The sequence below is a fragment of the Rhodococcus sp. BP-316 genome (assembly GCF_019836105.1).
Classification (GTDB): domain Bacteria; phylum Actinomycetota; class Actinomycetes; order Mycobacteriales; family Mycobacteriaceae; genus Rhodococcoides.
This window is the reverse complement of sequence record NZ_JABUEE010000016.1, coordinates 1-24,961: the sequence shown is the minus strand read 5'-3', so window position 1 is coordinate 24,961 and position 24,961 is coordinate 1. Positions and strand designations below refer to the sequence as shown.

Annotated in this window: 25 protein-coding genes and 2 pseudogenes; 18 read left to right on the top strand and 9 right to left on the bottom strand. The window is 68.9% G+C overall.

Going from position 1 to position 24,961, the window contains the following annotated elements; all coding sequences use genetic code 11:
- Positions 1-182 precede the first annotated feature (182 nt).
- The 7 genes from HQ312_RS21495 to HQ312_RS21465 all read left to right on the top strand — a co-directional run bounded on the left by HQ312_RS21495 (position 183) and on the right by HQ312_RS21465 (position 8,497).
- Positions 183-1,043: a DivIVA domain-containing protein gene (locus HQ312_RS21495; RefSeq protein WP_027505857.1), complete on the top strand. Its 861-nt coding sequence runs from the start codon at positions 183-185 to the stop codon at positions 1,041-1,043.
- A 66-nt stretch (positions 1,044-1,109) separates the two neighbouring features.
- Positions 1,110-1,268, top strand: coding sequence for a hypothetical protein (locus HQ312_RS21490; protein WP_027505858.1), 159 nt, complete (start codon positions 1,110-1,112; stop codon positions 1,266-1,268).
- A gap of 246 nt (positions 1,269-1,514) precedes the next feature.
- Complete coding sequence (gene ileS / locus HQ312_RS21485; RefSeq protein ID WP_222641516.1) at positions 1,515-4,661, top strand: isoleucine--tRNA ligase; 3,147 nt, start codon at positions 1,515-1,517, stop codon at positions 4,659-4,661.
- A gap of 55 nt (positions 4,662-4,716) precedes the next feature.
- Positions 4,717-6,009, top strand: a complete 1,293-nt coding sequence (locus HQ312_RS21480; protein ID WP_373428381.1) for a DNA polymerase IV — start codon at positions 4,717-4,719, stop codon at positions 6,007-6,009.
- 138 nt (positions 6,010-6,147) lie between these two features.
- The gene (locus tag HQ312_RS21475; protein ID WP_222641506.1) at positions 6,148-6,786 is read left to right on the top strand and encodes a hypothetical protein; all 639 of its coding nucleotides are present in this window, start codon (positions 6,148-6,150) and stop codon (positions 6,784-6,786) included.
- Between the two features lie 232 nt (positions 6,787-7,018).
- Complete coding sequence (locus HQ312_RS21470; protein WP_056445560.1) at positions 7,019-7,666, top strand: cutinase family protein; 648 nt, start codon at positions 7,019-7,021, stop codon at positions 7,664-7,666.
- Between the two features lie 318 nt (positions 7,667-7,984).
- Positions 7,985-8,497, top strand: coding sequence for a hypothetical protein (locus HQ312_RS21465; protein ID WP_027505863.1), 513 nt, complete (start codon positions 7,985-7,987; stop codon positions 8,495-8,497).
- A gap of 62 nt (positions 8,498-8,559) precedes the next feature.
- Here the strand turns inward: HQ312_RS21465 and HQ312_RS21460 are convergent, their stop codons facing one another.
- Entirely contained in the window at positions 8,560-9,315 is a 756-nt protein-coding gene (locus tag HQ312_RS21460; protein ID WP_037185720.1) for a sensor domain-containing protein, read from the bottom strand.
- Positions 9,306-10,247, bottom strand: a complete 942-nt coding sequence (locus HQ312_RS21455) for a hypothetical protein (RefSeq protein ID WP_156380553.1) — start codon at positions 10,245-10,247, stop codon at positions 9,306-9,308. The genes HQ312_RS21460 and HQ312_RS21455 overlap by 10 nt, the downstream gene beginning before the upstream one ends.
- A gap of 69 nt (positions 10,248-10,316) precedes the next feature.
- On the opposite strand from HQ312_RS21455, the gene lspA reads away from it, so the two are divergent.
- From lspA to HQ312_RS21440, 3 genes are read left to right on the top strand one after another with little or no spacing between them, the layout of a single operon-like run.
- A complete protein-coding gene (gene lspA, locus HQ312_RS21450) occupies positions 10,317-10,895 on the top strand; it encodes a signal peptidase II (protein WP_231476321.1) in 579 nt (192 codons plus the stop codon).
- Positions 10,892-11,818: an RluA family pseudouridine synthase gene (locus HQ312_RS21445; RefSeq protein WP_027505865.1), complete on the top strand. Its 927-nt coding sequence runs from the start codon at positions 10,892-10,894 to the stop codon at positions 11,816-11,818. Before lspA ends, HQ312_RS21445 begins: the two co-directional genes overlap by 4 nt.
- Positions 11,819-11,823: 5 nt before the next feature.
- Complete coding sequence (locus HQ312_RS21440) at positions 11,824-12,450, top strand: hypothetical protein (protein ID WP_051613372.1); 627 nt, start codon at positions 11,824-11,826, stop codon at positions 12,448-12,450.
- A gap of 2 nt (positions 12,451-12,452) precedes the next feature.
- Here the strand turns inward: HQ312_RS21440 and HQ312_RS21435 are convergent, their stop codons facing one another.
- Positions 12,453-13,043, bottom strand: a complete 591-nt coding sequence (locus HQ312_RS21435; protein WP_222630607.1) for a CHAP domain-containing protein — start codon at positions 13,041-13,043, stop codon at positions 12,453-12,455.
- A gap of 92 nt (positions 13,044-13,135) precedes the next feature.
- On the opposite strand from HQ312_RS21435, the gene HQ312_RS21430 reads away from it, so the two are divergent.
- Positions 13,136-13,789, top strand: coding sequence for a vancomycin high temperature exclusion protein (locus HQ312_RS21430; protein WP_373425280.1), 654 nt, complete (start codon positions 13,136-13,138; stop codon positions 13,787-13,789).
- A 96-nt stretch (positions 13,790-13,885) separates the two neighbouring features.
- Positions 13,886-14,002: pseudogene (locus HQ312_RS21425) on the top strand (carbonic anhydrase); the annotation flags it as partial.
- 13 nt (positions 14,003-14,015) lie between these two features.
- On the opposite strand, the gene HQ312_RS21420 reads toward HQ312_RS21425, so the two are convergent.
- On the bottom strand, positions 14,016-14,669 hold the full coding sequence (locus HQ312_RS21420; protein ID WP_307092468.1) for a hypothetical protein: 654 nt from the start codon (positions 14,667-14,669) through the stop codon (positions 14,016-14,018).
- 186 nt (positions 14,670-14,855) lie between these two features.
- Here HQ312_RS21420 and HQ312_RS21415 point away from each other — a divergent pair, with 186 nt between their 5' ends.
- Positions 14,856-15,623 carry an MBL fold metallo-hydrolase gene (locus tag HQ312_RS21415; protein ID WP_027505869.1) on the top strand — a complete coding sequence of 256 codons (768 nt, stop codon included), beginning with the start codon at positions 14,856-14,858 and terminating at the stop codon, positions 15,621-15,623.
- 12 nt (positions 15,624-15,635) lie between these two features.
- Here the strand turns inward: HQ312_RS21415 and HQ312_RS22125 are convergent, their stop codons facing one another.
- Both HQ312_RS22125 and HQ312_RS22290 read right to left on the bottom strand, forming a co-directional pair.
- Positions 15,636-15,923 carry a DUF3253 domain-containing protein gene (locus HQ312_RS22125; protein ID WP_308115659.1) on the bottom strand — a complete coding sequence of 96 codons (288 nt, stop codon included), beginning with the start codon at positions 15,921-15,923 and terminating at the stop codon, positions 15,636-15,638.
- Positions 15,906-16,040, bottom strand: a pseudogene (locus tag HQ312_RS22290) (DUF2256 domain-containing protein); the annotation flags it as partial. The pseudogene HQ312_RS22290 and the gene HQ312_RS22125, both read right to left, overlap by 18 nt.
- Before the next feature lie 107 nt (positions 16,041-16,147).
- Between HQ312_RS22290 and rarD the strand changes: the two are divergent.
- Entirely contained in the window at positions 16,148-17,047 is a 900-nt protein-coding gene (gene rarD / locus HQ312_RS21405) for an EamA family transporter RarD (RefSeq protein WP_222631447.1), read from the top strand.
- Positions 17,048-17,088: 41 nt separating this feature from the next.
- Positions 17,089-20,655 carry a DNA polymerase III subunit alpha gene (dnaE, locus tag HQ312_RS21400; protein WP_051613374.1) on the top strand — a complete coding sequence of 1,189 codons (3,567 nt, stop codon included), beginning with the start codon at positions 17,089-17,091 and terminating at the stop codon, positions 20,653-20,655.
- A 7-nt stretch (positions 20,656-20,662) separates the two neighbouring features.
- On the opposite strand, the gene HQ312_RS21395 is transcribed toward dnaE, so the two are convergent.
- Together HQ312_RS21395 and HQ312_RS21390 are read right to left on the bottom strand one after the other, a co-directional pair.
- Positions 20,663-21,280, bottom strand: coding sequence for a hypothetical protein (locus HQ312_RS21395; RefSeq protein ID WP_027505873.1), 618 nt, complete (start codon positions 21,278-21,280; stop codon positions 20,663-20,665).
- A gap of 235 nt (positions 21,281-21,515) precedes the next feature.
- Positions 21,516-21,755, bottom strand: a complete 240-nt coding sequence (locus HQ312_RS21390; RefSeq protein WP_027505874.1) for a hypothetical protein — start codon at positions 21,753-21,755, stop codon at positions 21,516-21,518.
- 141 nt (positions 21,756-21,896) lie between these two features.
- On the opposite strand from HQ312_RS21390, the gene HQ312_RS21385 reads away from it, so the two are divergent.
- Together HQ312_RS21385 and ilvA are read left to right on the top strand one after the other, a co-directional pair.
- Positions 21,897-22,331 carry a nitroreductase family deazaflavin-dependent oxidoreductase gene (locus HQ312_RS21385; RefSeq protein ID WP_027505875.1) on the top strand — a complete coding sequence of 145 codons (435 nt, stop codon included), beginning with the start codon at positions 21,897-21,899 and terminating at the stop codon, positions 22,329-22,331.
- A gap of 85 nt (positions 22,332-22,416) precedes the next feature.
- Positions 22,417-23,748 carry a threonine ammonia-lyase IlvA gene (ilvA, locus tag HQ312_RS21380; RefSeq protein WP_222641495.1) on the top strand — a complete coding sequence of 444 codons (1,332 nt, stop codon included), beginning with the start codon at positions 22,417-22,419 and terminating at the stop codon, positions 23,746-23,748.
- Position 23,749: 1 nt separating this feature from the next.
- Here the strand turns inward: ilvA and HQ312_RS21375 are convergent, their stop codons facing one another.
- On the bottom strand, positions 23,750-24,316 hold the full coding sequence (locus tag HQ312_RS21375; RefSeq protein ID WP_056446231.1) for a TetR/AcrR family transcriptional regulator: 567 nt from the start codon (positions 24,314-24,316) through the stop codon (positions 23,750-23,752).
- Between the two features lie 197 nt (positions 24,317-24,513).
- On the opposite strand from HQ312_RS21375, the gene HQ312_RS21370 reads away from it, so the two are divergent.
- Positions 24,514-24,961 (top strand): MFS transporter (locus HQ312_RS21370; protein ID WP_222641540.1); only part of this gene is annotated, 448 nt, incomplete at its 3' end.

Here is a 24,961-nt window from a genome sequence, read left to right as displayed (position 1 = left end):
TGACAGAATGTTGCTCGAAGGTGCACGATGAGTGACCATCGCTCTTTGTGCGATATAACTGAATGTCCTGGTTGCCCCCACTACGGCAGCCGGGTGCCACTGCCACTGTTGATCGAACGAATGCTCGCGTACATCGCTTGTCGATGCTCCACCGCTCTCGAGACGCGTGAAGGGACCCTTCCATGCCGCTGACTCCCGCCGATGTGCACAACGTCGCGTTCAGCAAGCCGCCCATCGGTAAGCGCGGATACAACGAGGACGAGGTCGATGCATTTCTCGATCTCGTCGAACAGGAGCTGTCGCGCCTGATCGAGGAGAACGCCGACCTGCGTCAGCGGGTCGGAGAGCTCGATCAGGATCTCGCCGAGGCCAAGAGCTCGGCAGCGTCGCGTCAGAGCACCCCTGCCCCCGCGCCTGCTCCCACCCCCGCACCGGCACCGCGTCCGGAGCCCGCCAAGCCGGCACCGGTCGTCCAGGCCGCTCCGGCACCGGCTCCTGCCCCCGCCGCGGCGTCGTCCGCCGGCGATTCGAACATGCAGGCTGCGAAGATCCTGGGTCTCGCCCAGGAGATGGCCGATCGCCTCACCGGTGACGCGAAGACCGAGTCCGAGCAGCTGCTCGGGAGCGCTCGCGCCAACTCGGACCGTCTGGTCAGCGAGGCGCAGAGCCGCGCCGAGTCCCTCGTCTCCGAGGCTCGCCAGAAGGCCGACGCGCTGCTGTCCGACGCACAGACGCGCTCGGAGACACAGCTGCGCCAGGCCAAGGAGAAGGCCGACGCGCTCGAGAGCGATGCCGAGCGCAAGCACACCGAGATCATGGCGACCATCAACCAGCAGCGTTCGGTCCTCGAGGAGCGCATCGAGCGCCTCAAGACGTTCGAGCGCGAGTACCGGGTCCGCCTCAAGTCCTACCTCGAGTCGCAGCTGCAGGAACTCGACCAGCGTTCGTCCGCACTGCCGGTCGACAGTGGTCAGGATCCGTTCAGCAAGGACAACGGCCAGTCGTCGAACTTCGGACAGTCGTACGCCAAGGGCAACAACTGATCCGTCCTCGTCGAGGCTGTTCCCGGGGGGAACCAGCGGGGGGATCGAGGGTGAACGGATGAGTGCGTGCTTGTTCTGACGCTGGTTCTGGCGGGCGTCGGGTTCGCGTTACTCGTCGTCTCGCTCGTCACGGGATCCGTGGTGTGGGCCTGGGCCTGCATCGCGGTGTGTCTCGTGGGTGCGGTCCTGCTGCTCGCCGGTGCCCTCGCGGGCCGGCGGCGGTAGACTGCCTCACGCTCGAAGTACAGGTAGGTCCAGCGATGATCCGGCCATCACCGGGGAGCTGTCCGGAAGAACGGTCTCGGCCCGCACGGGTCGGTGCTCAGTAGAACCGGACGGGTCGAGCCCGTCACAGCTCGATCGGAGAGTGGGTCGCCTCGGCGGCCAAGCGGGGTGGTACCGCGGCTTCCGGCGCAGAGTGCCGGTCGTCGTCCCCGTGCCGCATCGAACGGGCACAGGAGCACCGCAGCCATGACCACCACCGACGACACCACGACGCCCGACGCGGGGTACCCCCGCGTCCGCTACGCCTCGGAGTCCGGCAGTCCCGATTTCCCGGCTCTCGAGCAGCAGGTCCTCGCGCACTGGGACGCGGACGGCACATTCCGAGCCAGCGTCGACGCGCGTGCCGACGCGCGTGCCGACGCGGATGAGTTCGTCTTCTACGACGGGCCGCCCTTCGCCAACGGCCTCCCGCACTACGGCCATCTCCTCACCGGCTACGTGAAGGACCTGATCCCGCGTTTCCAGACCATGCGCGGGCGCAAGGTGGAGCGACGGTTCGGCTGGGACTGTCACGGTCTCCCCGCCGAGCTCGAGGCGGAGAAGCAGCTCGGCATCACCGACAAGAGCCAGATCGACACGATGGGTCTGGCGGAGTTCAACGCGTACTGCAAGCAGTCCGTTCTGCGGTACACCGGCGAGTGGCGCGACTATGTCACGCGCCAGGCGCGGTGGGTGGACTTCGACAACGACTACAAGACGCTCGACCTGGACTTCATGGAGTCGGTCATGTGGGCGTTCAAGGAACTGCACGACAAGGGCCTGGTGTACCAGGGCTTCCGCGTGCTGCCCTACAGCTGGTACGAGCAGACGCCGCTGTCGAACCAGGAGACCAGGCTCGACGACGCCTACAAGATGCGTCAGGACCCAGCGGTCACGGTGCGGATGACGTTGAGCGCGCCCGGCTCCCCGCTCGACGGTGCGGACGCACTGATCTGGACCACCACCCCGTGGACCGTGCCGTCCAACCTGGCGATGGCCGTACGCCCCGACATCGACTACGTGCAGATCGAGGACGGCGCGGGCGGCCGTGTCGTGCTCGCCCGAGATCGGGTGTCGCACTACGCCCGTGAGTTCGGCGAGGAGCCCGTGGTGGTGTCCGAACACACCGGTGCCGATCTGATCGGTCTCGCCTACGCGCCGCCGTTCGATTTCTTCCTCGGTCACGAGAACAGTCACCGTGTGCTGTCGGCCGACTACGTGACCACCGACTCCGGTACCGGAATCGTCCACCTCGCACCGGCTTTCGGTGAGGAGGACATGGACGTAGCGACGGCCAACGGTATCGAGGTGGTGCAGCCGCTCGACGCCGGCGGCAAGTTCACCGCGATGGTGCCGCCGTACGAGGGTCTGATGATCTTCGATGCCAACCCGGTGATCATCAAGGACCTCAAGGCGTCGGGAAAGCTGGTGCGGCACGAGACCATCGAGCACTCGTACCCGCACAGCTGGCGTTCGGGTCAGCCGCTGATCTACATGGCGGTGCCGTCGTGGTTCGTCTCCGTCACCAGTTTCCGCGACCGGATGGTCGAGCTGAACCAGGACATCACGTGGGTGCCCGAGCACATCCGCGACGGCCAGTTCGGCAAGTGGCTCGAAGGCGCGCGTGACTGGAACATCAGCCGGAACCGCTACTGGGGCAGCCCCATCCCGGTGTGGGTGTCGGACGACCCCGCGTACCCGCGCACCGACGTGTACGGCAGTCTCGACCAGATCGAGGCGGACTTCGGCGTCCGTCCGAACGACCTGCACCGGCCGTTCATCGACGAGCTGACCCGTCCCAACCCGGACGACCCCACGGGCCGGTCCGTCATGCGTCGAGTCCCCGAGGTACTGGACTGCTGGTTCGAGTCGGGCTCGATGCCGTTCGCCCAGGTGCACTACCCGTTCGAGAACGCCGAGTGGTTCTCCACGCACAACCCGGGCGACTTCATCGTCGAGTACAACGGTCAGACGCGTGGGTGGTTCTACACCCTCCACGTCCTGGCGACGGCGCTGTTCGACCGGCCCGCCTTCCGGACGGTCGCGGCACACGGCATCGTGCTGGGCGAGGACGGGCTCAAGATGAGCAAGTCCAAGGGCAACTACCCGGACGTCAACGAGGTGTTCGACCGCGACGGCTCCGATGCCATGCGGTGGTTCCTCATGTCGTCCCCGATCCTGCGGGGCGGCAACCTGATCGTCACCGAGCAGGGCATCCGCGAGGGTGTGCGGCAGGCACTGCTGCCGATGTGGAACGCGTGGAGTTTCCTGCAGCTGTACGCGTCGAAGCCGGGGACGTGGCGGACCGATTCCACCAACGTGCTCGATCGCTACATCCTGGCCAAGTTGGCCGAGACCACGCGCGTCATCACCGAGGCGTTGGAGGCGGTCGACATCGCGGGGGCGTGCGACGAGTTGCGTCAGTTCTGCGACGCGCTGACCAACTGGTATGTGCGGCGTTCGCGTCAGCGCTTCTGGAACGAGGACGCCGACGCGATCGACACTCTGCACACGGTGCTCGAGGTGCTCACCCGCGTCGCGGCCCCGATGCTCCCGCTCGTCAGCGAGGTCGTCTGGCGGGGACTCACCGGTGGGCGCTCCGTGCATCTCGCGGACTGGCCGGTGGTCGGTACCGAGTTGCCGGCCGATCCCGAGCTGGTCGCGGCGATGGACGAGGTCCGCACCGTCTGCGGCGCGGCACTGTCGCTGCGCAAGGCGAAGAACCTGCGCGTCCGCCTGCCGCTGCAGGAGCTCACCGTCGCCGCCGACGACGCCGAGCGGCTGCGCCCGTTCGCGGACCTCATCGCCGACGAGGTGAACGTCAAGCGTGTCGATCTCACCGAGAACGTCGACGTGCACGGCCGTTTCGAGCTCGTCGTCAACGCCCGCGTGGCCGGTCCGCGTCTGGGCAAGCAGGTGCAGGCGGTCATCAAGGCGGTCAAGGCAGGGGAGTGGAGCGAGACCGACGGCGTCGTCACGGCGGCAGGTCTCGAGCTGCTGCCCGAGGAGTTCACCCGGCGCCTGGTCGCGGCGGAACCGGAGTCGACGGCGGCGCTCCCGGGCAACGCCGGGCTGGTCGTGCTCGACTCGGAGGTGACCGAGGAGCTCGAGGCCGAGGGGTGGGCCAAGGATCGTATCCGCGAGTTCCAGGACGCCCGACGGTCCGCGGGTCTGGACGTGTCCGACCGCATCGCGGTGACGGTCGACGTTCCCGCCGAGCGCCGGTCCTGGTTCGACACGCACCGCGATCTCATCGCCGGCGAGATCCTGGCCACCGATCTGCAGGTCGGCGATCCGGGTTCGGCAGCAGTCGATCTCGGCGACGGAGTGCGGGCATCGCTGGTGAAGGCCTGACGGTGTGAGCGGCGGGTCGGCCGAGCGCAGCAGACGCTGGGTGTTGCATCTCGACATGGACGCGTTCTTCGCGTCGGTCGAGCAGCTCACCCGGCCGACGCTGCGGGGCCGACCCGTGCTCGTCGGCGGCGGCGGTGGTCGAGGCGTCGTGGCGGGATGCAGCTACGAGGCACGCGTGTTCGGTGCCCGGTCGGCGATGCCGATGCACCAGGCTCGACGACTCGTCGGATCCGGTGCGGTGGTGGTGCCGCCCCGCGGCAAGGTCTACTCGGCTCTCTCCACCGTCGTCTTCGACACCGTGCGGCGCGTCGTGCCGGTGATCGAACAGCTCTCGCTCGACGAGGCGTTCGGTGAGCCCGCGGAGTTGGCGGGAGCGACCGTGGCCGAGGTGGAGGAGTTCTGCGCCGCGCTGCGTGCGTCAGTCCTGGACGCGTCCGGGCTCGTCGCCTCCATCGGAGCAGGAGCGGGCAAGCAGATCGCGAAGATCGGCTCGGGCCTCGCGAAGCCGGACGGCATCCGGGTGGTCTCTCCGGCGGACCAGGCCGCCCTCCTCGAGACTCTGCCGGTGCGGAAGTTGTGGGGCATCGGGCCGGTGGCCGAGGACAAGCTCCGCCGACTGGGAGTGCACACGGTCGGTGCGTTCGCCGCGATGCCGGAGGCGGAGGCCGCGTCCGTGCTCGGTTCCGCCGTCGGCCCCAGCCTGCACCGTCTCGCACGTGGTCTCGACGATCGACCCGTGGCGGAACGCGCCGAGTCGAAACAGGTCAGTGCAGAGACTACCTTCGCCACCGACATCGTCGACATGGCCGGGTTGCGATCCGCCATCGTCGCCAGCGCGGAGGCCGCCCACACCCGATTGACGAAGGACGGGCGGGCGGCCCGCACCGTCGTCCTCAAGCTCCGCAAGTCCGACATGAGCATCGTGACCCGTTCGGCCACACTGCCGTACGCGACGGTCGATCTGGCGACGATCGTGGCCACCGCGCAGCGGCAGGCTCTCGATCCGCGCGAGCTCGGCAGTATCCGACTCGTGGGCGTGGGCCTCGCCGGGCTGTCGACGGTCCGGCAGGAGTCGCTGTTCCCCGAACTCGACCAGGAGGGCCTCGACGTCGACTCCTCGGTCACCGCGGCCGAGCCCGCGCCGGTCGTCACGAGCGACGTCCTGCTCTGGCGGCCGGGGCTCGACGTCCGACACGACGAGTACGGCCACGGTTGGGTGCAGGGCGCAGGGCACGACGTGGTGACCGTGCGGTTCGAGACGCGGAGCACGGGCCCCGGGGTGGCGCGGACCTTCTCCGGAGACGACGAGCACCTCGCGGTGGCGGATCCGATGGACAGTCTGGCCTGAGGCTCACCGATCGAGTCCTGTGACCCATCCGCGGGGCGCGCACCGCCGAATACGCGTGACTGCGGCGTCTGTCGCCGCACCCGTACGACGAGGAGTGCCCGTGCCCGGCACCGAGTTCACGCTGCGAGCCTCGCTCCCATGGTGAGCGATCAGCGGCACCCGCTCGCGGGTCTGCGCGGAGCCGAGTGGGTCGCCGTCTGTGCAGATCTCCTGCACGCGGACGGAGCGACCGCGGTACTCACCTCCACGCACGCCCCGGACAGCAGGCGCGTGCTGTACCCGACCGCCCACGATGCCGTGCAGCTGGCGGATCTGCAGTACCTCCTGGGCGAGGGACCGCACGCGGAGACGATGGCGGACGGTCGGATGCACAGTGTGTCGGTCGACTCGGCGGCGGATCGCGTGCGATGGCCCCTGCTGGTCGACTGTCTCATCGAGTCGGGGGTGCGATGGGTCCGGACCGTCGCGGTCGGAGCGAGCAGCCGGGTCGGCACCCTGCAGTGCCACGGACGCGGTCCCCTCGGCACACCCGACGAGAGGACCGTCGCGGCGGTGGGCAGACTCGCCGATGTGCTGGGCGACGAACTGGTCACCTCCGGCCTGGCAGGCGTACCGGCGGATCCGGGCGGTGAGTGCGACCTGATCGACGAGGCCATCGGTGTCCTGGCCGGTCGTCACCGGATCGACGCGCCCGCGGCGTCGGCCGTGCTGCGGGCGGCGGCGTTCGCGGCGGATCGCACGGTGGCCCTCCAGGCCCGAGCCGTTCTCGGCGTCTGAGCGGTGTGTCGGCAGCATCTGTCGACGCCCGGGACGACACGAGGGGGTTTCGGCGTCCGAACTGCTCGTCGTGACGGTCTTCCGGCGCTCGTTCCTTCCGTGTCTTCGGCGTTTCCGGTGACATGCGGGAAATGCGTTCGTGCAATTATGATGTGTGCGAACAAGTACTGTCACCCGACATTTCCGTCCGTTACTGTGACCGAGTCCACTGACCTTCGGGGAAAGGCTCGTCATGAATGTCAGACTTCTCGCTCGGGTGTGTGCAGCGGCGTCTGTCGCCGCTGCGGCCCTGGTCGTTCCCAGCGCTGTGGCCACCGCGGCGCCGTGTACGGACGTCGACGTCTCGTTTGCACGCGGGACCGGTGAACTGCCCGGACTCGGCATCACCGGTGGACCTTTCACCAGCAGTGTCACCTCCACGCTCGCCGGACGGTCCGTCAGCACCTACGCCGTGAACTACGCTGCCGACTTCTCGCAGGCCAGCGCCGGGCCCGGCTCGCGTGACCTGGTCGCGCACATCACCTCCGTCGCAGCAGCATGTCCTGCAACGCAATTCATCATCGGTGGGTACTCACAGGGTGCCACTGTGGTCACCAATGCCGTGGGTCTGCGCACCCCGAGCAGTCTCACCGGTTCCGTGCTGCCCGCCGGCGTCGCCGACAGGGTCAAGGCCGTCGTCGTGTTCGGCAACCCGTTCGGTCTGACCGGGAGGACCATCGAGTCGGCGAGCGGAACCTACGGCCCGCGCGCCCGCAGTTTCTGCAACTTCGGAGACCCGGTGTGCCAGATCGGCGGATTCAATTCCTTTGCGCATCTCACCTACGCGAGCAATGGCAGCGCGGGTCAGGGTGCGACATTCGCAGCCTCCCGAATCAGCTGAATCGCTCATTATTCGACTGATCGGAGCTCGGTGGACCGAATGTGCGCGGTGCATGCGGGTTCGGCGTCGAACCCGGCATCCTCCACCAGGCCAGGGGTTCGCCCCGTGCGCAGCGCGCGGTGTTCTGCGCAGAGTGCGCGCTACCCCGCACCGGCAACCAGCGCGGCGGCCACCGGCAACCACCGCGCCGGCCGACGCCGCCCACCCTGTGACCCCTCTCGAGAGCGCGACGAGCTTTACCGTTTCCTCAGAACTGGTCGGTAAGGTCTGGCCCGACGCTCGATACCGAGTCAACTCACGAGATGTAAGGACGTACACGTGAAGCTTCCCCGTACCGGACGCGCACTGGTGGCAGGCATGGCAGTCGCCGCCGCCCTGACGATGACGGCGTGCAGCAGCGGCGAGGACGGCGGCACCACCGACGCCACCACGTCGGCAGCCACCACCTCCAGCGCAGTTGCCGAGGCACCGTCCGATCTCCCCCCGGTTCCCACCGCCGAGGAGCTGAACACGCGCCTGCAGGAGAGCCTCGATCCCAACGTGCCGCTCGAGCAGAAGGTCCAGTACGTGCAGGGCGCGGAAGCCGATCCGGAGCTCATCAACAAGGTCGCCGAGGCCGCTCGCGTGAACAACGCGAAGATTCAGGTCCTCGACGTGACCGATCTGGGCGACGGCACGCTCAGCTCCAACGCCACCATCGATCTCGGTGGCCAGGTCAACCCGCTCCAGGTCGCCTACGTGGCCGAGGACGGGGAGTGGAAGCTGTCGAAGGACAACGCTTGCGCGATCGTGTCGCTGGCGCAGCTGACCTCGCCTGCCTGCACCGCCTGACACCGCAGTACCGATGACACGACGCCGGCATCACCTTCGGGTGGTGCCGGCGTCGTCGTGTCTCAACGCAGCCGGTCGGCGGCGGTGCGCGCGAGCGTCCGCACCAGGTCGGGGTCGACGGGCTCGGTCCCGGTGGCCACCAGTTGGCTCAGGGTGGATCCGGAGACGGTGAGGATCGCGTCCGTCGTCAGGGACACGCCGTCGCTGCTCACCGCGAGTCGCACCGCCACGGAGGCGTCGCCGATCGGGGCGACGTCGGTGAGCAGGGTCGAGGAGCCGACGCGGTAGTCCACCCGCACACCGTCGGCGTCCGTGCCGCTGAAGGTCGCGCATCGTGTGAGCGAGTCCTGCACGGCCGCGAACGCGGTGAGGGCGCCGGGACCGTCGTAGCTCGCGGCGTCCTGGTCGATCGACGAGAAGTCGGGTCCGCCGTAGGAGACGGATGCGGCGCTGATGACGCCGGGCACCTGGGTGGCGATGGGCGCCAGCACCGCGGCGCACTCGGCGGGGTCGGTGCTCGACCGGTCCTCGGCCGTCGCGCCCGGAGCGCTGGGGTCGAGCGGAGGCAGGTCGTAGCCGGTGTAGCCGGGTGGGAGGTCGGCGATGCTCAGGAGCCGACCGGCGAGCAGAGCGTTGTCGGTGATCGGGCCGGTGCCGGTGGCCGACGGCGGAGGGACCGGAGTGAAGGCGGGGAGCCCGACGGTGGGCGCCTCGGGCGTGGCCTCGCTCGGTGTGTCGCCGACGTCCCGATCGGTGCCGCATCCGACGAGCACCACCGCGAGCGCTGCCGTGACCGCGCCCAGTCGTCTCAACTCCACGTCACCGTGTTGCTGGTGGTCTGCTTCAGCGTCGTCTGGCTGTTGGCGTCCCGGTAGACCTGGTCGCCGCCGACGGCGACCGTGCCGCCCAGGGGAAGCGGCTTGGACGGATCGATCCGCAACTGCCCCTGGCCGGTCATCACGAACGACTCGATGTTCAGGGTGCCCTGCTCGTCGGGCAGCTGCCAGATCGGTTCCTCCGGCGACTGGGTCACGGCGACGTCGACCGTCGCGACGCCGTCGTCGAACGAGGTGAGTGTCGCCGTCGTCGTCTGCAGCAGCGAGATCCCGCTGACGACCTCCTGGGTGACGGTCCATCTCGCGCCGACGCCGATGGGCTCTGCCGGGAACGGGACGGCGCGGTACACCGCCTGGGACAGCGCCTGCTCGACGGCTGATCGAGCGATGTCCCGGGCGTCCGGCGACGGATCGATGGTGAGTGCGGTGACGGCACCCGACGGCGTGGTCGCGAAGCCTGCGGACGATCCCGCGGTGGGCCCGAGGCTCGCCTGCAGGGTGGCGTCCGACGTGGTGGCCGCACCGAGTGTCATGTCGACCTGGAGTCCGTCGGACCCGGCCGCCGAGCGTGAGGTCGCCGTCATCGGCAGCGTCAGCGGCGGGGTCGAGAAGTCCTGCGCCTCGGCAGCGTCGATCTGCTGGCTGATGGTCGACTCGGCCACGAGGGTCGCGGTCTGCTCTGCTTCCGACGGGGTCGCGGTGACGACGGTCCGCGGCTCGGCTCCGGCATCGACCAGAGTGGTGGTGACGGCGGAGACCGGGAGGGTGACCGCGGACGTGCTGGGGGTCAGCTCCTCGGTCGCGGGTACGTCGGTGTCGGTCCCGCACGCCCCGAGCGAGAGGACGACGGTGACCGCTGCCGCGGCGACGAGGGTGGTGGAGCGTCGGCGGGGTCGTGTCGAGAGCAGTGTCACGCGCCCGAGGTTAGCGTCGGATCCTGAGCGGCCGGTGAGCGGTGAGGGCAGGTAGTGGACAATGGTGGGGTGACCGACGTGGAGAATCCGGACCGACCCCTGGCCCGACGTACCCGACGGCTGTTCGCTGTCGCGGCGGTCGTGCTCGCCCTGGACCTGCTCACGAAGATCGTCGCGGTCGCCGTCATCGAGCCCGGTCGACCGATCGAGATCATCGGTGACACCGTCACCCTCCGCATGGTGCGCAACGCGGGCGCGGCGTTCTCGATGGCCACGGGCATGACCTGGCTGTTGACGCTGGTGGCCGTCGCCGTCGTGGTGGGTGTGATCCGCATCGGACGCACTCTTCGCTCCGGCTGGTGGGCCGTGGGCCTCGGCCTGGTGCTGGGCGGCGCGCTCGGCAATCTGATCGACCGATTCTTCCGCTCGCCCGGCCCGCTGCAGGGTCACGTCGTGGACTTCGTGTCCATCGGCTGGTGGCCGGTCTTCAACGTCGCCGATTCCTCCATCGTCTGCGGGGCCGTCCTGCTGGTGATCATCACGCTGTTCGGGATCGAGCCGGACGGGACTCGCCGTGCCGACGACAAGGGTGACGACCCCGCGGTGACCGAGAGCGCAGCGGCGACGGAGTCGGAGAAGAAGGCGTGAGGGAGACACGGTCGATGCCCGTTCCGGACGGGCTCGACGGCATGCGCGTGGATGCGGGACTGGCTCGGCTGCTGGGGTTGTCGCGGACCGTCGTCGCGACCCTCGCCGAGGAGGGCGCCGTCCAGGTCGACGGTTCCACTGTGGCGAAGTCCGACCGTCTCGGCGGCGGCACGTGGCTCGAGGTGGAACTGCCCGAGCCCGCGCGTCCGTTGACCATCGAGGCACAGCCGGTGCCGGGCATGGAGATCCTGTACTCGGACGACCACATCGTCGTCGTGGACAAGCCGGTCGGAGTGGCCGCGCACGCGAGCGTGGGCTGGACGGGACCGACGGTGATCGGTGGTCTCGCGGCCGCTGGATTCCGCATCTCGACGTCCGGGGTCCACGAGCGTCAGGGCATCGTGCACCGTCTCGACGTCGGGACGTCCGGCGTGATGGTGGTGGCCACGTCGGAGCATGCGTACACCGTGCTCAAGCGCGCGTTCAAGGAGCGCACCATCGACAAGCGCTATCACGCTCTGGTGCAGGGACATCCGGACCCGAGCAGCGGAACCGTCGATGCGCCCATCGGACGACACCGCAGCAACGACTGGAAGTTCGCCGTCACGGCCGACGGCAAGCCCAGCATCACCCACTACGACACGGTCGAGGCGTTCCAGGCCGCGAGCCTGCTGGACGTGCACCTCGAGACCGGGCGCACTCACCAGATCCGGGTGCACTTCTCGGCGCTGCGGCATCCGTGCTGCGGTGATCTGACCTACGGTGCCGATCCGCGCCTGGCCGAACGACTCGGCCTCGAACGCCAGTGGCTGCACGCCCGCGCACTCGGGTTCACTCATCCCGGTGACGGCCGCTACGTGGAGTTCTCGAGCCCGTACCCGGCGGATCTGCAGCACGCACTGGACGTGTTGAGAGCGGGCTGAGACGCGTGCGCGCCGTGTCCGCGGCGTCGGTCGTCGCGTTGATCGTCGCGGTGCTCGTGCTCGGTGTCCTCGACCCGGTCCGTGGTTCGTCGGTTCGCACCGATGCCCTCGGTCCCGACAACGACGAGACCGCCGCGCAGTACGTGGCCCGGGTGGACCCGCCCTCCGGCGACGGAGATCGGTGGGCGCTGGTGTCCTTCACCCGGTCGATGCGTGCCGACGAGATCGCGCCCACCGTCGACGGAATCAGGGTCTCGGTCGTCTATGCGCACGTGCCGATCGACCGCGTGCAGACCCCGCTCGTGGTGGTCCCGGTGCCGGACACCGACTCCGTGCTCGCGTCGTCCGTCCGTCTCGCCGCCGGCCTCGTTCCGCCCGGACGCGACCAGCGCGGGAACGCGATCGCGACGGTGGTGCGCGCACGCCTGCAGGCCGACTGTGACTGCGCCGCAGGAGTTCTGGTACGTGCGAGTGTTCCGGAACTCGCCGCGCTCGCGGGCCTGGACGGCATCCGCGCGGTCGAGGCATTGCCGGGGGACGCGGTCTACGGCCGGTTCGCGGTGGCACCGCTGTATCCCGAACGCGACGGCGACGCGGTGCAGCCCGACGACGGCCCGGTTCCCGCCTCCTGACCTCAGGACCCGAGCAGGCCGAAGCCGAGCACCGCCGAGTCGTCCGCCCAGTCCAGATCGTGAATGCGGATCCCGCCCATCTCGTTTCCGCCGACGGTCGTGACCGTGTCCCCGTCCACCGCGACCACGATGTTCGTGTGCTGGCCGACGAGCAGATCCCCGACGGGCCCACCCGACTCGTACAGGACGACGTCGCCGACCGCGGGGGAGTGGTCGCCGACCGGCGCGAAACGGCCCTGTTCCTGGTAGTACTCCGTCAACGTGTAGACACCGGGAATGCGCCACCCACCCGAATGCGGATTGGTGAACGGCTGTCCGGCCTGGCGCATCACGTGACTGACGAAGTCGGCGCACCAGGCCTCGTCGACGCCCTCGGAGTAGAACGTGGCGGGACGGGGATCGCGGTATTCACGCTCCACCACCTCGAGCACACGCTGCTGCGCCGGGGACAGGGACGCGTCGGCCGCGGGGAAGTCGGCGGTGTCCCACGGGTACCACCGCTCGGGCGCGGTCCACAGCACCGCCGCGACGGCGACCACCGCGAGGGCGACGACGCCGGCGACGGTACGGCGGACGCGGGTGCTGGTGGGCATGCCTCAACGCTACCGAGCCGGGCCTCCGTGGTCAGGATCGCGGCGCCGATCTTCACGGAACCCTCACATGATGGACTGGGGACATGAGACGTGTGGGGCGCCGACATCTGATCCGTGCCGTCGGCGGGTCCGCCGCCGCGGTGCTCGTCGTCGTGCTCGGATCGGCGGCGTGGGTCGCCGCCTCGTCCCACGGTCGGCTGTACACGGCGGACACCGCGCCGCGCGCTCCCGTCGCCATCGTGCTGGGCGCTCGGGTCCAGGAGGGCGAACCTTCGTCGTTTCTCGCCGGTCGGCTCGACGCGGCACTCGATCTGGTGCGTCGCGGTACCGTGCGCGCACTTCTGTTGTCGGGCAACGCCGCCGGCACATCGGGTGACGAGGTGGAGGTGATGACGCGCTACCTGGTGCGCCGCGGCGTCGATCCCGACCGCATCGTGGCCGACCCGTACGGTCTGACGACCCACGACACGTGTCGACGCGCCGTGGCGACGTACGGAGTGTCGACGGCCCTGATCGTCAGTCAGGACACCCATGCCGCACGTGCGGTGGCCCTGTGCCGAGCTGCGGGGATCGATGCCGGCGGCGTCGTCGCTCCCTGTGACTGTTCCCGGCGCTCGCTGCTGCGGCAGTTCGTACGCGAGATGCTCGCGCGTCCCAAGGCCGTGCTGGACGTGCTCCGCGGCTCCGCGCCCGCGGTGCAGTCGCCACCGACCGACGCGGTGCGCCGCGCCGTCGAGATCGGCTGACCCGAGTCACTCGGATCACCTCGAGCCCAACCCTGTTCGCACCGTCGCACCGCAAGCAGTCCGGAGACCCGAGCGCGAGTGTTCCTGTCGCGATGCTTGCGGCGACAGCTCCGGCGCATCGAGCTCAGTCCGTTCGTCTCGCGGACGACGTCGTTGCGCGGCTTCGTGTTCGACGTGGCGACCGGTGCGCTGCGTGAGGTTCAGCCGGCCTGATCGAGCGTGTCGGTCAGCCTGCGCTGCCGCGGCGGGCCTTCTCCAGCGCGGCCAGTGTCGACATGACGGTGGCGCGCTGACGTTGCAGGTCGCTGAGCCGGGCACGCGCGGGCAGACCCGACGACGCCTCGGCGTCGGCGATGCCGGTCTCGATGGCGGTGAGCTGCTCGAGCAGACCGGTCACGCGATCGGCGAGCACGGCGACGTCCACCGTGCTGACGGCACCCGACGGAGCGGAGGACGACGAGCGGGACGGGGTGGTGCGGACGGCGGCGGACGCACCGGCGCGGGCCGAGGCCTTCCGGACGTCGGCGGCCGCGGGACGCTTCGGCAGGCGGACCCGGTCGAGAGCGGCACGCGCACTGCGAGCCGCGGTGCGGTGCTCGAGCTCCTCGTCGTCGTCGGACGTCACCGCGCCGCCCAGGGGACGCAGGCCGTACATGCCGATGAAGCGACGCGCCGCGTCGATCGTGTTCTCGTGTTCACGGCACTCACCGCACCGGGGCTCGTCCCGGTAGATCTCGATGTCGGTCCGGCTGCCGCACCACACGCAGCCGCCGGGACTCCACCGCCGGGTGACGGGGGTGTCGTCCGCAGCGGTGTCGTGGGGTGAGGTGGTGGTCATCGTGGAGGAGGCGCCGGAGCCGAGATTTCGATCGTCGATCACGTCGAACCAGCGTAGTGCACGACACGAGGCCCGAGGAGCGGGAGCGGCTGTCGCCTCGTGCTTTTCGCGTCGTCGGTGACCAACGTCATGACACACCCGGCTCCGCTCGGTCGTGTCATCGGCGTGTCGCGTCAGCAGACTCGTCGGTCTTCCCCCGGGGCTCCCGACCGTCCATACTCGGCAGTCGTGAGCACACTCGAAGTCACGACCGTCGCCGACGGCGTGCACGTCGCGTTCGGGCCGGACGTCAACTGGACACTGTTGGTCGACGGCGAGGACGTGACGCTGGTCGACTCGGGATATCCGCGGTACGTCGGTGCGGTCGTCGAATCGCTGCGTCGTGTCGGTCGGCGTCCGGAGGACGTGCGGGCGATCCTGCTGACACACGCGCACATCGACCACATCGGCGGTGCCGGCCACTTCGCCTCGACCTACGGCACGCCGGTGCTCACCTCGGACACCGAGGCGCGGCATGCCCGACGTGAGTATCTCGAACAGGCATCGCCGCTCGACGTGGCGCGTAACGTCTGGCGGCGCGGTGCGCTCGCATGGACGGTGCGCATCGCTCGCGCGGGCGGAACCGAATCGGGCGCCGTCGCCGACGCCGAGGGGTTCGACTCGGTCGTCGGATCCGTGCCGGGTGGGCCGCTGGACCTGCCGGGCGGGCCGGTGCCGCTCGACAGTTCGGGTCACACGTCCGGTCACACCGGGTATCACGTGCCGGGTGCGGGGGCCGTTCTGTCCGGTGACGCTCTGGTCACCGGACACGCTCTGAGCGTTCGGACCGGACCGCAGATGCTGCCGCCCCTGTTCGCGCACGACCGGCCGCGGGAGTTCGACGCGCTCGACGCCTTCGTCGGCCTGGACGCCGACGTCCTGATTCCCGGACACGGGGGAGTGCATCGCGGGTCCGTCGACGACGCGGTGCGGCGGGTACGGTCCGCACGCGCCTGAGTCGACTCCGGGTCAGCGGGGTCGCCGAATGCGGATGGGGCCCTTCGCCGTCGACGGGTCGACCACGTTCCCGCCCTGCGTGATCTCCGCCTCGCCCACGGCGACGAGACGGCGGGCGGCGCGGCGGACGGGTTCCATCAAGGGGCGCCAGTCGTCCGGCGCCACGGCGCGAGCCACGTCGGAGGGACAGATCGACGAATCGCGCGAGCGACTGTCGAGCAGCCGCCGGATCGCGTCCTCGAGACCGTCGTCGGCTCCCGCGGAGCCGGTGCGTCGGCACGCGTCGCTGCAGTACTTCACCGAGTCCCAGTCGCGTTCCCACTTCTTACGCCACTCGATCCGTCGACCGCAGACGACGCAGGTCTTGTCCGCCCGAGCCTCGGCCTCGCCGCTCGGCGCCTTCTTCCTGTGTGCCACCTCGTCGATTGTGCACCGGTCGGGGATAGCGTGAGCGCGTGCGCAGTCTCACGTCCTCTCTCGGCTCCCGGCGCGGTGGAGCTCCCCGGTCGTCCTCCAGCGTCGGCATGGCCAGCGGTGTCGGTGCGTACGGACTGTGGGGACTGTTCCCGGCCTTCTTCGGCGTGCTGTCCTTCGCCGGACCCGTCGAGGTCCTCGCGCACCGCATCGTGTGGACGTTGGTGCTCATGCTCGTCGTCCTGGCGGTGTTGGGACGACTGTCCACGCTGCGCGGTCTCCCGGCGCGCACGTGGGGTGTGGTGGCGTTGTCGTCGGCGTTCATCTCGATCAACTGGGGCGTCTACATCTTCGCGGTCTCGCAGGACCGTGTGGTCGAGGCAGCCCTCGGATACTTCGTCAATCCGCTCGTCAGTGTCCTGCTCGGCGTCGTGGTGTTCCGGGAGCGGTTGGGCCGTGCGCAGATCGCGGCCCTCGCGCTGGCCTTCGTCGCGGTGGTCGTGCTCACCGTCGACTACGGACGGCCTCCCGTCATCGCCCTCACCCTGGCCTTCTCGTTCGCGCTGTACGGCGTCATGAAGAAGGTGGTCCGGCTCGAACCCACCACGTCGCTGACCGCGGAGGGGCTCGTGGGGGCGCCGATCGCGATCGGTTACCTGGTGGTGCTGGGCGTCACCGGGGGAGCGAGCGCCCTCTCGCTCGGGGTGCCGCACGCCCTGCTGCTCGTCCTCGCCGGGCCCGTCACCGCACTGCCGCTGCTGCTGTTCGGGGTCGCCGCGCAGAAGCTGCCGTTGGTCACCCTCGGTCTGCTGCAGTACCTGACACCGGGCCTGCAGCTCGCGTGGGGAGTGCTGGTGCTGAACGAGGACATGCCCGCGTCGCGGTGGATCGGTTTCGCACTCATCTGGTGCGCGCTGGCGATCTTCACGGTCGACTCCGTGCGGCGTCTGCGGGCGCATCGCGTGGCGTCGGTGCCGGTCGAGGCGGCGTCCGCGGACGCCCCGCGCTAGTCCTCATCCGTCACAGTCGTCACACGCCGCGTGTGCGGAGAATGTTGTCGGCCCGACGACCTAGAGTGGCTCCCGTGTCGGACTTCGTTCATCTCCACAATCACACCGAGTACTCCATGCTGGACGGGGCGGCGAAGATCGCGCCGATGTTCGCGGAGGCCCAGCGCCTGGGGATGAGCGCGGTCGGGATGACCGACCACGGCAACATGTACGGGGCCAGTGAGTTCTACAACGAGGCCAAGAAGGCCGGGGTCAAGCCCATCATCGGGATCGAGGCCTACATCGCCCCGGAGTCCCGTTTCAACAAGAAGCGCGTGCTGTGGGGAGACCGCAGCCAGAAGTCGGACGACGTCTCGGGCAGCGGCGCGTACACGCACATGACGATGGTGGCGGAGAACGCGACGGGTCTGCGCAACCTGTTCAAGCTGTCGTCCCTCGCGTCCACCGAGGGGCAGCTGGGCAAGTGGGCGCGCATGGACGAGGAGATCATCGCCAACCACGCCGAGGGCATCATCGCCACCACCGGCTGCCCGTCCGGCGAGATCCAGACCCGGCTTCGTCTGGGCCACGAGCGTGAGGCGCTCGAGGCGGCGGCCAAGTGGCAGGAGATCTGGGGCCCCGACAACTTCTTCCTCGAACTGATGGACCACGGTCTGTCGATCGAGCGGAGGGTGCGAGAAGGACTGCTGAGCATCGGGGAGCAGCTCGGCATCCCCCCGCTCGCGACCAACGACTGCCACTACGTCACCAAGGACGCGTCGGTCAATCACGAAGCGCTGCTGTGCATCCAGACCGGTAAGACGCTGAGCGATCCCACCCGGTTCAAGTTCGACGGCGACGGCTACTACCTCAAGTCCGCGGAGGAGATGCGTGCCCTCTGGGACGACGAGGTGCCCGGCGCGTGCGACTCCACGTTGCTCATCGCCGAACGCGTCCAGTCCTACGACGAGGTGTGGGAGCACCGCGACCGGATGCCGGTGTTCCCGGTGCCGGAGGGCTACACGCAGGGCACCTGGCTCCGCAAGGAGGTCATGGACGGCCTGCACCGCCGCTTCCCCGACGGTCCGACGGAGGAGTACCTCTCCCGTGCGGACTACGAGATCAGCGTCATCCTCGAGATGGGCTTCCCCGCCTACTTCCTCGTCGTCGGTGACCTCATCAACCACGCCAAGGAGGTCGGCATCCGCGTCGGCCCCGGTCGAGGTTCGGCGGCCGGGTCGCTCGTCGCCTACGCGATGGGGATCACCAACATCGACCCGCTCCCGCACGGTCTGCTGTTCGAGCGGTTCCTCAATCCCGAGCGCGTCTCCATGCCCGACATCGACATCGACTTCGACGATCGCCGACGCGGCGAGATGGTGCGCTACGCCACCGAGAAGTGGGGCAGTGATCGTGTCGCGCAGGTGATCACGTTCGGCACCATCAAGACGAAGGCCGCCATCAAGGACTCGGCCCGCGTGCAGTTCGGGCAGCCGGGCTTCGCCATCGCCGACCAGATCACCAAGGCACTGCCCCCGCCCGTGATGGCGAAGGACATCTCGGTCGCGGGCATCACCGATCCGACGCACGAGCGGTACAAGGAGGCCACCGAGGTCCGCTCGCTGATCGACTCGAACCCCGACGTCGCGAAGATCTACCAGACGGCCAAGGGTCTCGAGGGGCTGATCCGCAACGCCGGAGTCCACGCCTGCGCGGTCATCATGTCCTCGGAGCCGCTGACCGACGCCATCCCGGTGTGGAAGCGTCCGCAGGACGGCGCCATCATCACCGGCTGGGACTACCCGTCCTGCGAGGCAATCGGCCTGCTGAAGATGGACTTCCTGGGGCTGCGCAACCTCACGGTCATCGGCGACGCCATCGACAACATCAAGGCCAATCGCGGCATCGACATCGACCTCGACGCCCTGCCTCTCGATGATCCGGCGACGTTCGAACTGCTCTCGCGCGGAGACACGCTCGGCGTGTTCCAGCTCGACGGCAGCGCGATGCGGGACCTGCTGCGCAAGATGCAGCCCACCGGATTCGAGGACATCGTCGCCGTCCTGGCGCTCTACCGGCCCGGTCCGATGGGCATGAACTCGCACAACGACTACGCCGATCGCAAGAACGGCCGTCAAGAGGTCAAGCCGATTCACGCGGAACTCGAGGAACCGCTGAAGGTCATCCTCGGCGAGACGTACGGCCTGGTGGTCTACCAGGAGCAGATCATGCAGCTGGCGCAGAAGGTCGCCGGATACTCGCTCGGCCAGGCCGACCTGCTGCGGCGCGCCATGGGAAAGAAGAAGCTGTCCGAGCTGGAGAAGGCGTACGCCGGATTCCGCCAGGGCATGCTGGACAACGATTTCTCCGAGGCCGCCATCAAGGCGCTCTGGGACACCGTGCTCCCGTTCGCCGGCTACGCGTTCAACAAGTCGCACTCGGCGGGGTACGGGCTGGTGTCCTACTGGACGGCGTATCTCAAGGCCAACTACCCGGCCGAGTACATGGCCGGACTGCTCACCAGTGTCGGCGACGACAAGGACAAGGCGGCGATCTATCTCGCCGACTGCAGGCGGCTCGGCATCACCGTGCTGCCGCCGGACGTCAACGAGTCCGAGCTCAACTTCGCCTCGGTGGGCGAGGACATCCGCTTCGGTATGGGCGCGGTGCGCAACGTGGGCGCCAACGTCGTGGCGTCCATCATCTCGGCGCGCAAGGAGAAGGGGAAGTTCACCGACTTCTCCGACTACCTGGCCAAGATCGATGCGACTGCCTGCAACAAGAAGGTCACCGAGTCTCTCGTCAAGGCCGGTGGTTTCGATTCGCTGGACCATCCACGCAAGGGTTTGATGCTGATCCACGCCGACGCGATCGACTCGGTGCTGGGCACCAAGAAGGCGGAGGCCATCGGCCAGTTCGACCTGTTCGGCGGCGTCGACGCCGACGAGTCCATCACCTCCGTCTTCAACGTGAAGATCCCGCCCGAGGAGTGGGACAGCAAGCACCGTCTCGCTTTGGAGCGGGAGATGTTGGGGCTGTATGTGTCCGGGCATCCGCTGAACGGAGTCGAGCACGTGCTCGCGGCTCAGTCGGACACCGCCATTCCCACGATCCTCGAGGGCAGTCTGAAGGACGGCACGCAGGTCACGGTGGGCGGCATTCTGGCGTCGGTCAACCGACGGGTGAACAAGAACGGTCTGACCTGGGCGTCCGCCCAGCTCGAGGATCTCACCGGCGGTATCGAGGTGCTGTTCTTCCCGCAGGCGTACTCCGTGTTCGGTGCGGACGTCGCCGAGGACGCCGTGGTGCTGGTGAAGGCCAGGGTGTCGGCTCGGGACGATCGGATCTCGCTCATCGCGAACGACATCGCGGTTCCCGATCTGTCGTCCGTCGGTGTCGCCAAGCCCGTCGCCGTCAGCTTGCCGACGCGTCAGTGCACCGCGGACAAGGTCGGGGCGCTCAAGCGGGTGCTGGCCAGCCATCCCGGCACCACCGACGTGCACCTGCGCCTCATCAGTGGCGACCGGGTCACCATGCTCAAGGTGGACGAGAAGCTGCGCGTCACACCGTCATCGGCGCTGATGGGCGATCTCAAGGCGCTGCTCGGACCCGGCTGCCTCACCGTCTGACGCTGCCTCACCGTCTGACGACGGCCGACCGCTCGACGGCTGCCGCGAGGTAGGCATCGGGATCGACGCCGAACGGGTTGTCCCGCAGGCCCTCCGCGATGACGTCGCGGTAGCGGTCGGCCGGCACTCCGCGTTCTCGCACGTGGCTCGACGTCAGAGTCATCGCCGGTACGCCGTCGATGTCGTCCAGGCGCAGCGCCGCGTCGTACTTGCCGCGGTGCGGCTCGGGCGACACCTCGACCGGCAGCAGCGCCCACGCTCCCGGCCGTGTCGGTAGGGACGCGCGGACGTCGAGTGTCTGCTCCGTCTGCGCGTTCTCCACCGTCGAGATGTGGTCGAGGGCGGCCCAGTCGAGCAGGTAGGCGCGGGCGATGCTGTCGGAGTCGGGGGAGGGTGTGAGCGAGAGGAACGCGGACGCTCCGGTCCACCGGGCCGAGACGCCGGCGAAGTACACCGCATGCGGCACGGTGATCCACCGGTGTTCGCGAGGAAGCGAGAGTGTCCGCGGGGCGGCGTGCGCACCGAATCTGCTGTCGGCCGCGGAGCCGCCCAAGTAGGCGTCGAGGCGTGCGGGCAGGGTGTTCGAGCCGTAGCCGACGTACCAGACGAGTTCGTGACTGTTCACAGGGACGGACGGTACCGTCGGATCGTCACGTCGAACTCGACCGAGAGGGATGATCCCATGATCACGAACTTCATCAACGCCGTGCTCGAACTCGTCGGTGGCATCGCCGCCGGAAGCAGCGGTCTCTACCTGGCCCCCGGTGTCCTGCCGTTCGGTTCCTGACATACGGCCGGACCACACGAACGCCGACGGGGCGCCCACGTGGAGTGGGCGCCCCGTCGGTGTCTGTCCGTGATCAGTGTCGGGTGCGGAACCGCTCGGTCGCGCCGAGGGCCCACCACAGCGTCACGCCGACAGCGGCGGAGGTGAGGACTGCCGTCTGCATGCTGACTGTCAGTGCGAGAGCGGCGAAGAGGATGACGGCGACCATGATGCTCTCGAGCTTGTAGAGCGGCCAGTCGGTGCCGGCCACGTCCACGGTACGAACGCTCGTCGAGTGCCGCGGGCGTGTGAACTGCAGGTCGACCGTGGTCATACTCGCCTCCCGAACCATTCGTGTTCCGTGTGCCGTGCGTTGGTCCCCAGGCTACACGTACATGGAAGTTAGGGCGACCGAAACCTCCTGATCACCCTGCGGATGGTTGCCGGAGACCGCCGAGGTGTGTGTACTGGGATCATGCCGCTGCACGGAGAGTACGAGCCGAGTCCGTCCACCTGGGCCGCCGATCAGGCCGACCTGTACGAGAGCTCGGGAGGGACCGAGGGCACCGAGATGCGGGGGATGCCCGTCATCCTCCTCACGACCATCGGGAACAAGACGGGCAAGCTCCGTCGGACCCCTCTGATGCGCGTGGAGCACGACGGTGCGTACGCCGCCGTCGCGTCGCTCGGCGGCGCGCCGAAGCACCCCGTCTGGTACTTCAACGTGCTCGCGAACCCCCACGTCGAACTGCGGGACAAGACCGAGAAGTGGGACATGGTCGCGCGCGAGGTCCACGGCGAGGAGAAGGCGCAGTGGTGGGAGCGCGCGGTCGCGGCCTACCCCGACTACGCGGACTACCAGAAGAAGACCGACCGCGAGATCCCTGTCTTCGTGCTCGAGCGGGCCTGAGCGCAGATTCGTCACCCCCGCCGGCGGCCGCTCCGCAGGTGAGGGTGGGTCGGTGGTCGTCGCACCACCGTGGCAGCATGTCCGTGTGACCGAGACGACGAGCCGTACCGACGCCGCTGCGCCGACCGCAGACGACATCGATGCCGCGGCCGTCCGGCTGCGGGACGTGGCCACCCGCACCCCGCTCGAGTTCTGCGAGCGGTTGTCCGAGCGGACGGGTGCGCGGATCCACCTCAAGCGCGAGGATCTCCAGCGCGTGCGCTCGTACAAGTTGCGCGGCGCGTACAACCTCATGCTGCAACTCGACGACGACGAGCGCGCGGTCGGTGTCGTGGCGGCGAGCGCCGGCAATCACGCGCAGGGTGTCGCGTTCGCGTGCCGGGCGCTCGGCATCCGCGGTCGCATCTACGTGCCGACCAACACCCCGAAGCAGAAGCGCGATCGCATCGCCTTCCACGGCGGCGACATGGTGCAGGTCATCAGCGTCGGCTCCACCTTCGATGCGGCCGCGGCGGCCGCCCTCGCCGACGTCCGCACCACCGGTGCCACCATCGTGCCGCCGTTCGACGACCCGAGAACCGTGGCGGGACAGGGAACCATCGCCGCGGAGATCCTGGAGCAGCTCGGTGCCGCTCCGGACGTCGTCGTGGTCGCGGTGGGCGGTGGTGGGTGCATGACGGGCATGTCGGCCTACCTCGCCGAGCGGTCGCCGAACACCTCCGTCGTCGGTGCGGAGCCTACCGGCGCCGCATCCATGGCGGCGGCGCTCATGGCCGGCGGCCCCGTCACACTCGACGAGATCGACCCGTTCGTCGACGGCGCCGCCGTGCGCCGGATCGGCGATCTCCCGTACCGGGTCGTGTCGTCGCTCGGCGCGACCGTCGCCTCGCATGCCTCGGTGACGGTCGGTGCGGGCCACGACGGACGCGGGTCGGTGGTGGTCACGCAGGTGGACGAGGGTGCCATCTGCACCGCGATGCTGGATCTGTACCAGAGTGAGGGCATCATCGCCGAACCCGCCGGAGCGCTGTCGGTGGCCGCGCTGTCGCAGATCGACATCCCGGCCGGCTCGTCCGTCGTGTGCCTGATCTCGGGCGGTAACAACGACGTCTCGCGCTACGGGGAGATTCTCGAACGGTCGCTCGTGCACAAGGGGCTCAAGCACTACTTCCTCGTCGACTTCCCGCAGGAGCCGGGCGCACTGCGCACGTTCCTCGACGTCGTTCTCGGTCCGGAGGACGACGTGACGCTGTTCGAGTACGTCAAGCGCAACAACCGCGAGACGGGTGCCGCGCTGGTGGGTATCGAGCTCGGTTCGGCCGCGGGCCTGTCGTCCCTCCTCGAGCGGATGGAGACGTCGCCGATGCACGTCGAGCATCTCGAGCCCGGGTCTCCCGCATACCGCTACCTGACCTGAGTCATCCGGCCGACCCCTGACCGCTCGGGTCGACACTGCTCGAACCGCCACCGAGGAGCCGTTCGACCACGTCACGGTGCAGGTCGGGCGGCGTGTGGGGGAGGCCGAGCAGCGCGGCGAGGTAGATGCCGTCGCCCACCAGCCGCACGATCTCGGCCTGCACCGGATCGGTCACCTCGCGCTGCAGCGCGCGGTCCCACATGCCCATGACGTCGATGACGGCCTGCTGCACCTCGCCGGGTCTGCCGTCGATGCTGCGCAGCGCGGCGAGAGTGGAGCGGTAGAGCGCCACCTCCTCGGCGGACGAGGCGTCCGGTGGCTGGAGATACCACTGCGCCAGCGAGGTGCCGGCGGCCTCCGCCTCGACGCGTTGGACGTCGGATCGTTCACCGAGGCGACGCACCAGCGCGGCCATCATCGCGTCCTTGCTGGGGAAGTGGTACAGCAGACCACCTTTCGAGACGCCGGCCCGAGAGGCCACCGCCTCGAGGGTGGCCTTGTCCGCGCCGTCGTCGAGGAGCAGCGTCTCGAGGGCGTCCAGGATGCGGTCGCGTGTGTCGGCTGCCATGACACGCACTGTACCGGCCGGACGGTTGTTGCTACGCTGTCGGTGTCCGTCGACTGTACCGTCCGGACGGTAAATGAAAGAGGTGTCTCGTGTCCGTGTCCCCGGCAGCGTCCGTGCAGCCGAATCCCGACGATCTCGTACCGGCCGGCGCCACCCGCCGCGACTGGCTCGGTCTGGTGGTGCTGGCCGGTGCCGTGATGCTCATCGCCGTCGACGGCACCGTCCTCGACATCGCGCTGCCGTTCCTCAGCGCGGATCTCCGCCCGAGCAGCACCGAGCTGCTGTGGATCATCGACGTCTACTCGTTCGTCCTCGCCGGCCTGCTGGTCACCATGGGCACCGTCGGCGACCGCATCGGACGACGGCGGTTGCTCCTGATCGGCGCGGTTGGTTTCGGGCTGTCCTCGGTGCTCGCCGCCTTCGCGGTCGACCCCGCGATGATGATCGCGGCCCGTGTGCTGCAGGGCATCTCGGGTGCCACGTTGATGCCCGCCACCCTGGGCCTGATCCGCACGATGTTCCAGGTGCGGCGTGAACGCACGCTCGCGATCGGTGTCTGGGGTGCCATGGCCGGCGAGGACGAACGAGTAGACGTCGATGATCCACAGCAGCTCGGTGCTGCTCGGGCGGAGATCCGCGCTGAGG

Coding starts and splice junctions, on each gene's coding strand:
- HQ312_RS21385 (WP_027505875.1), top strand. CDS start 21,897: ATGCCGCTGCACGGAGAGTACGAGCCGAGTCCGTCCACCTGGGCCGCC.
- dnaE (WP_051613374.1), top strand. CDS start 17,089: ATGTTGTCGGCCCGACGACCTAGAGTGGCTCCCGTGTCGGACTTCGTT.
- HQ312_RS21375 (WP_056446231.1), bottom strand. CDS start 24,316: ATGGCAGCCGACACACGCGACCGCATCCTGGACGCCCTCGAGACGCTG.
- HQ312_RS21435 (WP_222630607.1), bottom strand. CDS start 13,043: ATGCCCACCAGCACCCGCGTCCGCCGTACCGTCGCCGGCGTCGTCGCC.
- HQ312_RS21480 (WP_373428381.1), top strand. CDS start 4,717: ATGGACGCGTTCTTCGCGTCGGTCGAGCAGCTCACCCGGCCGACGCTG.
- ileS (WP_222641516.1), top strand. CDS start 1,515: ATGACCACCACCGACGACACCACGACGCCCGACGCGGGGTACCCCCGC.
- HQ312_RS21470 (WP_056445560.1), top strand. CDS start 7,019: ATGAATGTCAGACTTCTCGCTCGGGTGTGTGCAGCGGCGTCTGTCGCC.
- HQ312_RS21495 (WP_027505857.1), top strand. CDS start 183: ATGCCGCTGACTCCCGCCGATGTGCACAACGTCGCGTTCAGCAAGCCG.
- HQ312_RS21475 (WP_222641506.1), top strand. CDS start 6,148: ATGGTGAGCGATCAGCGGCACCCGCTCGCGGGTCTGCGCGGAGCCGAG.
- rarD (WP_222631447.1), top strand. CDS start 16,148: ATGGCCAGCGGTGTCGGTGCGTACGGACTGTGGGGACTGTTCCCGGCC.
- HQ312_RS21390 (WP_027505874.1), bottom strand. CDS start 21,755: ATGACCACGGTCGACCTGCAGTTCACACGCCCGCGGCACTCGACGAGC.